Raw genomic sequence first — 4,020 nt, 5'->3', positions numbered from 1 at the left:
TGCCTACCCTGTTCGTCGACACCCACGCGCCACTCGACATCCTCACCGACGCCGCCAACTACAGAATTCGCGCAGTCACCCAAGTGCTTGAGAACCTGTCCATGCGCGGTTCGATCGAGTGCGAGTCGTTCATCCTCAGCGACTTTGCCTTGCTCTGCGCCATTTCGTTGCGCGATGGCTGTGATGTGCTGGAAGTGGTTGGGCGGCGGTTGCGAGCGCGGCCTTCAGCGGGGGCGTAGGCGACTCCCATGGATTGAACTCTTTCATGTAAGAAACGGTTCGCAGCTTGATAGTGCGGGCCGTTTTTTTGCAGCCCAGGTCCGAAACAGGCATTGGTCCTCCAATTTCCGTGGTCCTTTTCAGTATTGGTCGTGAGACATTTCCTGATTTTCCCGGCCATCTTGAGTTTCCTCTCTGTCCACGTACTTTGCGTTAAGCCACTCCTCCAGAGCCGGCTTATCGATCGTTAACAGTGGTGCGCTTCCCATGACTGGGGCGCCAGTAGAGAGGGAGATCAGCAATGGCAAAGGGACATTTCATTCGCAAAGACGACGAGACGACCTGCGGTGGCAAGGTTCTGGATGGCGCTACAAACGTCATGATGTTTGGCATCGCCCATGCTCGTGTGGGGGATCCGGTTTCCTGTGGCAAGGACAATAAAACCTACGTCATCGAGGGCGGCGTTTCATACATCAAGAGTCACGGAAGGTTGGTGGCGGGCTCGCTGGACAGCTACAGCAGCTGTCCCTGTAAAGCCGGGCTGATTCCATCGTTTTTTAAGGGTACCTACGAGTCCAGCCGCAGTGCTGCGCCGCACGCCATGCGGAGCGCCACTCCACAGGCGACACCAACCGCCGCCAACAACCCGGTAGCCTCACGATCTTCCAGCTTCGCGCCTGCGCCAAACCATCCCCTGCCAACGCGTGAAAGCAGCATGCAGGCAGCAGAGCCTGGCTTCTACATCGTGCCCAAAAGCACCACCCGCGAACAACTCGAGGCCTCGCTGTTCACCCTGCGCGACCCGGCGGTGATGGGTAAATTCAAGCTGCTGAATCCCAATCGGCGCGACGTCAAAGCCGGCTCGCTGATCGTGCTGAGCGATCCCAATAATTTCCAGTGCACCCGTGAAGAAGCGCTGCTCATGGAGGTGGCGGCTAAAACTAATCAAATACTGGAAACGCTTACCCCGGAAGAGGCGGATTTCATGGTGCAACACCGGGATGCCATTCAGACGATCTTGGGCTTCGGTTCTGGCGCTATTGGCGTCGGCGCGAGCATCTTTAAGAACAACCTGGATAACGTCGATAAAATCTTGCGTGAAATGGAAACTCTGCATCAACGTTTCTTCCTGCGCGACGGACATCTGAACTCACCGGCGTTTCGGGCCGAACGACAAAAGCTGCTGGCGCAACTCGATAGTCACCTGACAAGCCTGACGCGCAAAGGCATCGGTTTCCCACATCACCCCAATTTGAACCGTGCAATGTTCCTATCTCCCCCCAGTCTGGTTCACCGCTGGACGGAAGCCGGCGGTGTGGGGCAGATGCCGGGGTATGCGACTCACCTTGAAGGTGTGGCCAGGGCATCCAATTATCTGAAGTACGGTGGCTGGGTTGGCACTGCCATTGGTGGTGGGGCGTCGGCTATGAAGGTTCAGGATGTGTGTAATGCAGGGAATACCGAAGCTTGCGAGCGGGTTAAGTTTACTGAAACGGGGAGTTTTGTTGGGGGGATTGGTGGCGGCGTGTTCGCTGGAGCGATAAGCGCTCACATTGTCGGTGGAATCTGCGTGGGGCTTGGAATCCCTACGGGTGGTTTCTCTACGCTAGCTTGTGCCGTTTTAGCAACCGGAGCGACAACCCTTTCAGCAAGCTATGCCGGAGAGAAAGTTGGCGAAACTACAGCCGAAAAAATATATGAGGCTCTTAATTGACCCTGAGCACAGCCGACACGTTATTCCTTGTTTTAGGAATTATTGATATCTCAGGAATGTTCGCGGGAATTGGCTACATGCTTTTTCTCGCAAACACAAAAATGGATATTCTTCAAAGGTGTTTTAAAAACAGCTGGGGCGTTACGGAGGGGTATGCCTTTGGGTATAGCGGGGTGTGGGGAAGAATAATGATAATTGGTCGTATATCAGGTTATGTGGCCTTCTCTACCTTCTACATTAAGCGCGGACTTCTCAGTCCTGACGATTTAAAAGAGCTACCTGTTCCGCTCAAACAAAAACTAATCGCTTTGCAGTGGGTTGGTATAATTTTGTTGGCTGTTATGTTTGGTCTCGCGTTGCTAGCTGAATTTAATGTTGTTTGATTAGGAGGGGCGCTCCTCTGAAAAAATTAAAAAAGGGAACGGGTTTATTACTGGAGTGAAAATAAATCAGTCCCCTTTCCGGTCCAGCCGCGCCGGTAGTAGGAGGTATGTGCGTTGCCCTGGGAGTTCCAATAGGCGGCTTTTTCGCGCTTGCTTGCAGTATCGTTGCGGCGGGCGCTGGCTCGTATGCGGGGGGGGCATTGGGAGAAATGAGTGGCGAGTTCAAAGGTGAAGTGATTTACGAGTCGACGAAATGACTACCGCAGGACTGGTTATTGGTGGCTTGAGTTGCATCGTGACCGTTAGCCTGTTCATTTGTATTGCTCTTGCTCTTTACTTGGGATATGTCCAAGGCGAAGAAATGACTAAGCATTTCAAAAATAGTTCAGCAAGCATAACTAGCGCTACGCACAGGCACTCAGGCCCTTACGGTAAAATGCAGTTAGTGGGAGGAATCTCTTTTGTTGTTACATTTCCTCGTTTTTTTTTGAAGCATGGAATCCTTGATGCTGAAGATATTAGAAACCTCCCTTTGCACCTCAGACGAAAACTTGTAGCGCTGCAATGGGGCTTTATAGGCGTTTTCATCTCTATGGCGCTACTAGCCTGTATAGGGTGGTCAGGAATACTTTATTAACTAACAAATGGGCGAGCGGATTTTCGAGGCCACTCAATGAGTATTAGCGTTGCAGACGCACTATTCCTGGCATCAGGACTAATAGTTTTCGGTGCGGCACTTGTTATTTTTGGGGTTGCGCTGCATTTGGGCTACACCAAGGGAGATGTCCTGTCAGAGCATTTCCAAAACAGTTCTCCACTTATAACTGTCTCTGCGCGTATTGACGCAGGGCTTAGAGGTAAGACTCGGCTGGTTTATTCAATATCTAGCGTCGTTACGTTTCCCCGATTTTTTTTGAAGCGCGGTATGGTCACTGCTGAAGATCTCGACAATTTTCCCCATGACCTCAGGCGAAAACTCGTAGTGCTGCAATGGACTCTTCTAGGGGTTGTATCTGGCATGGTGCTACTTGGCCTGATAGCGATGTCTGGGATAATCAGGTAACTGACCAATAAAAAATGGGCACTCAATCTAGTTGGTGTGCCCATTCTTCATGCCACTCCATTCTCGTCAGGCGGGTTGGAAATTTTCTGGACAAGGTCCTAGGACGTTTCCTTCAAAACCTAGCGGTTTTCATGAAGTGGTGCGAAGTGAGTTCCGTCGATAGTCTTTGGCGGTCACTGACAATTCAGTGGTGGGGTGTAGGAACCCTTCAATACCGATGGGAAGCACTTAGCGTCAATGCTTGGTTTGCGGTCGTTTACATGCGTCCGTAAGATCAGTTGCGGCGGCTATGCGCGGGCACGCTTCGGCGTGGTCGAGTTTTCCCAAAGGTCTCGATATTCCTACCCCGCGCTTAGCTGCCACCCTAGCCTGTAGGAAGGCTGATGGCAGCTCCGATTCATCTTTGGGAGCTACTAATGAAAACAATTCACCCGGACCCACCCTACGAAAAACCAATCCCCCATCCCGACAACCGCTTCATGGCATTGACCAGCAACTGCACCGATATGCCTACCCTGTTCGTCGACACCCACGCGCCACTCGACATCCTCACCGACGCCGCCAACTACAGAATTCGCGCAGTCACCCAAGTGCTAGAGAACCTGTCCATGCGCGGTTCGATCGAGTGCGAGTCGTTCATC

The 4,020-nt window shown here is 52.2% G+C and carries 5 protein-coding genes; all 5 read left to right on the top strand.

The window, feature by feature from the left end:
- On the top strand, positions 1-239 hold a 239-nt coding region (locus tag AC1DVE_RS31015), incomplete at its 5' end, for a hypothetical protein (RefSeq protein WP_477784437.1).
- Between the two features lie 281 nt (positions 240-520).
- Positions 521-1,933 (top strand): PAAR domain-containing protein, encoded by a 1,413-nt coding sequence (locus AC1DVE_RS31010; RefSeq protein ID WP_223457741.1) that lies wholly within the window; start codon positions 521-523, stop codon positions 1,931-1,933.
- Entirely contained in the window at positions 1,930-2,316 is a 387-nt protein-coding gene (locus AC1DVE_RS31005; protein WP_223457743.1) for a hypothetical protein, read from the top strand. The genes AC1DVE_RS31010 and AC1DVE_RS31005 overlap by 4 nt, the downstream gene beginning before the upstream one ends.
- A gap of 253 nt (positions 2,317-2,569) precedes the next feature.
- Positions 2,570-2,953: a hypothetical protein gene (locus AC1DVE_RS31000; protein ID WP_223457744.1), complete on the top strand. Its 384-nt coding sequence runs from the start codon at positions 2,570-2,572 to the stop codon at positions 2,951-2,953.
- An 842-nt stretch (positions 2,954-3,795) separates the two neighbouring features.
- Positions 3,796-4,020 (top strand): hypothetical protein (locus AC1DVE_RS30995; protein WP_477784436.1); only part of this gene is annotated, 225 nt, incomplete at its 3' end.

The organism is Pseudomonas sp. P4_B4 (assembly GCF_056402255.1).
This window is presented reverse-complemented; position numbering and strand designations above follow the sequence as displayed.

Bases quoted from the DNA above. Each gene is read 5' to 3' on its own strand.
- AC1DVE_RS31000 (WP_223457744.1), top strand. From the start codon at position 2,570: ATGACTACCGCAGGACTGGTTATTGGTGGCTTGAGTTGCATCGTGACC.
- AC1DVE_RS31010 (WP_223457741.1), top strand. From the start codon at position 521: ATGGCAAAGGGACATTTCATTCGCAAAGACGACGAGACGACCTGCGGT.